At 72.6% G+C, this 4,022-nt stretch carries 5 protein-coding genes; 2 read left to right on the top strand and 3 right to left on the bottom strand.

Annotated features, from left to right (window positions below; genetic code table 11):
• Window positions 1-490, bottom strand: a 490-nt coding sequence (locus ABZ646_RS41950; RefSeq protein ID WP_360531656.1) for an alpha-ketoglutarate-dependent dioxygenase AlkB, incomplete at its 3' end; no start/stop codon positions are given.
• 67 nt (window positions 491-557) lie between these two features.
• Between ABZ646_RS41950 and ABZ646_RS41945 the strand changes: the two genes are divergently transcribed.
• Window positions 558-1,709: a methyltransferase gene (locus ABZ646_RS41945; protein WP_360531653.1), complete on the top strand. Its 1,152-nt coding sequence runs from the start codon at window positions 558-560 to the stop codon at window positions 1,707-1,709.
• Here ABZ646_RS41945 and ABZ646_RS41940 read toward each other — a convergent pair.
• A complete protein-coding gene (locus tag ABZ646_RS41940) occupies window positions 1,675-2,538 on the bottom strand; it encodes a class II fructose-bisphosphate aldolase (protein WP_360531650.1) in 864 nt (287 codons plus the stop codon). The genes ABZ646_RS41945 and ABZ646_RS41940 overlap by 35 nt on opposite strands.
• Before the next feature lie 2 nt (window positions 2,539-2,540).
• Window positions 2,541-3,434: an SIS domain-containing protein gene (locus ABZ646_RS41935; RefSeq protein ID WP_360531647.1), complete on the bottom strand. Its 894-nt coding sequence runs from the start codon at window positions 3,432-3,434 to the stop codon at window positions 2,541-2,543.
• Between the two features lie 136 nt (window positions 3,435-3,570).
• On the opposite strand from ABZ646_RS41935, the gene ABZ646_RS41930 reads away from it, so the two are divergent.
• Window positions 3,571-4,022: DeoR family transcriptional regulator (locus ABZ646_RS41930; protein WP_360531644.1), on the top strand; the 452-nt coding region annotated here is incomplete at its 3' end.

The following is a 4,022-nucleotide window of genomic DNA, read 5'->3' as shown; positions in this document are numbered from 1 at the left end:
GCTTGCCCCTGCTCTCCGTGTTCCCGAAGCGGAACACGCACATGTCCCCGAGGCTCAGCGACACCACCGGTGCGTCCGACCTTTCGTCGGCGTCGCGGTGCATGCCCATGCGGGCGTCCCCGTCGTAGAAATTGATCAGCGCGATGTCGTACGACAATCCGCCGACCGCGTCCGGCCCCAGTGCGTCGGTCACCGCGCGGCGGCCCAGTTCGTCGAGCCAGGCCGGGAAGGGCTTGACGGGGCTGCCGTCGCCGTCGACGACCCTGCGGGCGTAGGCGTACGGGTACCAGTGCCAGCCCAGGCAGACCTGGCGGGCGGTCATGGTGCCGCCACCGGGTGTGCGGACCGTGCGCAGTCCGGCGGGTGGCCGCGCCCAGTCACGGCAGGCCTCCAGGAGCTCGCGCTGCCGCTGTGCGCTCAGCCAGTCCGGGACGTGCACGGCGCCCGGCGCGACCTGGGCGCACGCCCTCGGAAACAGCTCGTCCTCCATGCCCCCATCCTGCCCGACGGGGTCTGAGCTGGGGCTCGGCTAGCCTGGACGCACGATGAGCGACCGTATGACGACTCCGTGGGGCGAGGTCGAACTGTCCCGCTTCCCCGACGACCCGCGTGACCGGCTGCGTGCCTGGGACGCCTCCGACGCGTATCTGCTCCGGTATCTGGACCGGGAGCGGATCGGGCCGGCCGGCCGGGTCGTGGTGCTCGGCGACCGCTGGGGCGCGCTGGTCACGGCGCTGGCCGAGCACCGGCCGGTGCAGATCACCGACTCGTACCTGAGCCAGGAGGCGACCCGCCTGAACCTGGCGCGGGCGGGTTTCGAACCGGGTGCCGTGCAGCTGCTCACCACGCAGGATCCGCCGCCGGACCGGGTGGACGTGCTGCTGGTGCGGGTGCCGAAGAGCCTGGCGCTGCTGGAGGACCAGTTGCTGAGGCTGGCACCCGCCGTGCACGCGGACACCGTGGTGGTCGGCACCGGCATGGTGAAGGAGATCCACACCTCGACCCTCCGGCTGTTCGAGCGGATCATCGGGCCGACCCGGACCTCGCTCGCCGAGCAGAAGGCCCGGCTGATCCACTGCACCCCGGACCCGTCGATCGAGCGCCCGGAGAATCCCTGGCCGTACGGCTACGCGCTCCCCGACGGCATCGGCGTGGTCTCCGGACGTACGGTCGTCAACCATGCCGGTGTGTTCTGCGCCGACCGGCTCGACATCGGTACGCGGTTCTTCCTGGCGCATCTGCCGCGGGGCGGGCGACGCATCGTGGACCTGGGCTGCGGCAACGGGGTCGTCGGTACGGCGGTGGCGCTGGCCGATCCGACGGCCGAGGTGCTGTTCGTCGACGAGTCGTTCCAGGCGGTGGCCTCGGCGGAGGCCACCTACAAGGCCAACGGGGTGCCCGGCCATGCCGAGTTCCGGGTGGGCGACGGGCTCGCCGGGGTCGCGGCCGGCAGTGTGGACGTGGTGCTGAACAACCCGCCGTTCCACTCCCACCAGGCGACCAGCGACGCGACGGCGTGGCGGATGTTCACGGGAGCCGAGCGGGCGCTGCGGCCGGGCGGTGAGCTGTGGGTGGTCGGCAACCGGCACCTCGGCTACCACGTCAAGCTGCGCCGGCTGTTCGACAACTGTGAACTGGTGGCGGGCGACCCGAAGTTCGTGGTGCTGAAAGCGGTCAAGCGGGGTTCCCGTCCGTCAGCACCCCGATGATCCGGGTGACCTCGCGGGCCATCGCCTCCCTGCCGACGCCGAGGTACGTGCGGGAGTCGACCGCCTCGGGGTGGTCCGCGAGGAAGCGCCGGATCGAGCCGGTCATCGCCATGTTGAGCGCCGTACCGACGTTGACCTTGGCGATACCGCCGGCGACCGCGGCGACCAGGGCACCGTCCGGGACTCCGGAGGAGCCGTGCAGGACGAGCGGCACGGGCACGGCGGTCGACAGGCGTGCGAGCAGGCCGTGGTCGAGGTCGGCGGTGCGGGTGGTCATGGCGTGCGCGCTGCCGATCGCCACGGCCAGCGCGTCGATCCCGGTGCCGGTGACGAAGGTCCGGGCCTCGTCGGGGTCGGTGCGCGCACCGGGTGTGTGCGCGTCCAGCGGCAAGCGGCCGTCCTTGCCGCCGACCTGCCCCAACTCCGCCTCGATCCACAGGCCTTGGGCGTGTGCCCAGGTGGCGGCCGCCGCGGTGGCGGCGAGGTTTCCGGCGTACGGCAGCCGGGACGCGTCGTACATCACGGAGCTGAAGCCGGCGGTGGGCGCCTGCCGCAGCAGGTCGTCGCTCTGGACGTGGTCGAGGTGCAACGCGACGGGGACCCGGGCGCGTTCGGCGGCCGCCGTGGCTGCCCGGGCCAGCGGGAGCAGCCGACCGTGGCGGAACTTCACGGCGTTCTCGCTGACCTGGAGGACCACGGGCGAACCGGCCGCCTCGGCGCCGGTGACGACGGCCTCCACGTGTTCCAGGGTGATGACGTTGAACGCGGCGACGGCCGACCGGGCCCGGGCGGCCCGGGTCATCAGCTCGCCGGTGGCTGCGAGCGGCACCGTCATTCCTCCCCGGCGGGGGCGAGGATCACCGAGCGGGTGAGGTGGCGCGGCCGGTCGGGGTCGAGGCCCCGGGCGGCGGCGACGGCGACCGCGAGGCGCTGGGCGCGGACCAGTTCGGCGAGCGGATCGAGGGTGCCCCGGATCCAGGAGGCGCCGGTGGCACCGACCTGCTCGGCGAGTCCGGCCGGGGCCGGCCCGAACATCCAGGTCGCCGTGGAACGGGTGGTGACGCTGATCGGGCCGTGCCGGTACTCCATCGCCGGGTAGGCCTCGGTCCAGGACAGCGAGGCCTCGCGCATCTTGAGTGCGGCCTCGCTCGCCAGCCCGACGGTCCAGCCACGCCCGAGGAACGTGAACTGCGTGCACTCGACCAGCCCTGGCGGCAGGGGGGTCGAGAGCGCCGTGCGGGCGTCGGTGACCACGGCGTCGGTGTGCAGGCCGAGGTGGGCGCGGACGAGGGTGAGCGCACTGGTCGCGAACCGTGTCTGCACGACTGAGCGTTCGTCCGCGAAGTCCAGGACGACGATGTCGTCGGCGGCCTCCGCCACGGGGGTGTCCGGGTCCGCGGTGACCGCGACGGTGCGGGTACTCCCTTTCAACTCTCCCAACAGGTCCAGGACTTCGGTGGTGGTACCGGACCGGGTGAGCGCGAGCACCCGGTCGTACCGCCGCCGGTACGGGAACTCCGAGGCGGCGAAGGCGTCCGTCTCGCCGTGCCCGGCCGACTCGCGCAGCACGGCCGCGGCCTGCGCCATGAAGTACGAGGTGCCGCAGCCGACGATCGCGACCCGCTCGCCCGGCGCCGGCAGTGCCGTCCGGTGCGGTCCGGCCGCCCCGGCCGCGCGCGTCCAGCACTCGGGCTGGCTGTTCAGCTCCTCGGTGACATGCGACATATCACTGCCCCTCCCCTGCCCGCCGAGCTCTTGTGATCGTTCCTGCAAGATAGAGGCATCTTTCGAGCACAATCAAGCATTCCTTCGCAAGCCGGGTGCGCTAGGGTCGCCCGGAACCCGAGGAACGGAGGGGCGGATGTCGCGCGACGCCCGCTGGAAGGCGCTGCTCGAACTGCTTGTCGAGCACGGTCGCCTCGATGTCGAGGAGGCGGCGGCCGAACTGGCGGTGTCGGCGGCCACCATCCGCAGGGACCTCGACCAGCTGGCCGAGCAGCAGATGCTGGTGCGCACCCGGGGCGGCGCGGTGGTGCACGGCGTGTCGTACGAGCTGCCGTTGCGCTACAAGACGGCGCGGCGGGCCCCCGAGAAGCAGCGGATCGCCAAGGCGGTGGCGGAACTGGTCGCGCCGGGCGAGGCGGTGGGGCTGACCGGCGGTACGACCACCACGGAGGTGGCCCGCGCCCTGGCCGTGCGCGGCGACCTCACGGCGGGGACACCGGCGCTGACGATCGTCACGAACGCGCTCAACATCGCCAACGAACTGGCGGTACGGCCCCAGTTCAAGATCGTGCTGACCGGCGGGGTGGC

This window comes from Streptomyces sp. NPDC007162 (assembly GCF_040634175.1).
GTDB lineage: Bacteria > Actinomycetota > Actinomycetes > Streptomycetales > Streptomycetaceae > Streptomyces.
Note: the sequence above shows the minus strand (reverse complement) of the source record. Positions and strands in the feature narration are given on the sequence as shown.

Bases quoted from the DNA above. Each gene is read 5' to 3' on its own strand.
- ABZ646_RS41945 (WP_360531653.1), top strand. From the start codon at position 558: ATGACGACTCCGTGGGGCGAGGTCGAACTGTCCCGCTTCCCCGACGAC.
- ABZ646_RS41935 (WP_360531647.1), bottom strand. From the start codon at position 3,434: ATGTCGCATGTCACCGAGGAGCTGAACAGCCAGCCCGAGTGCTGGACG.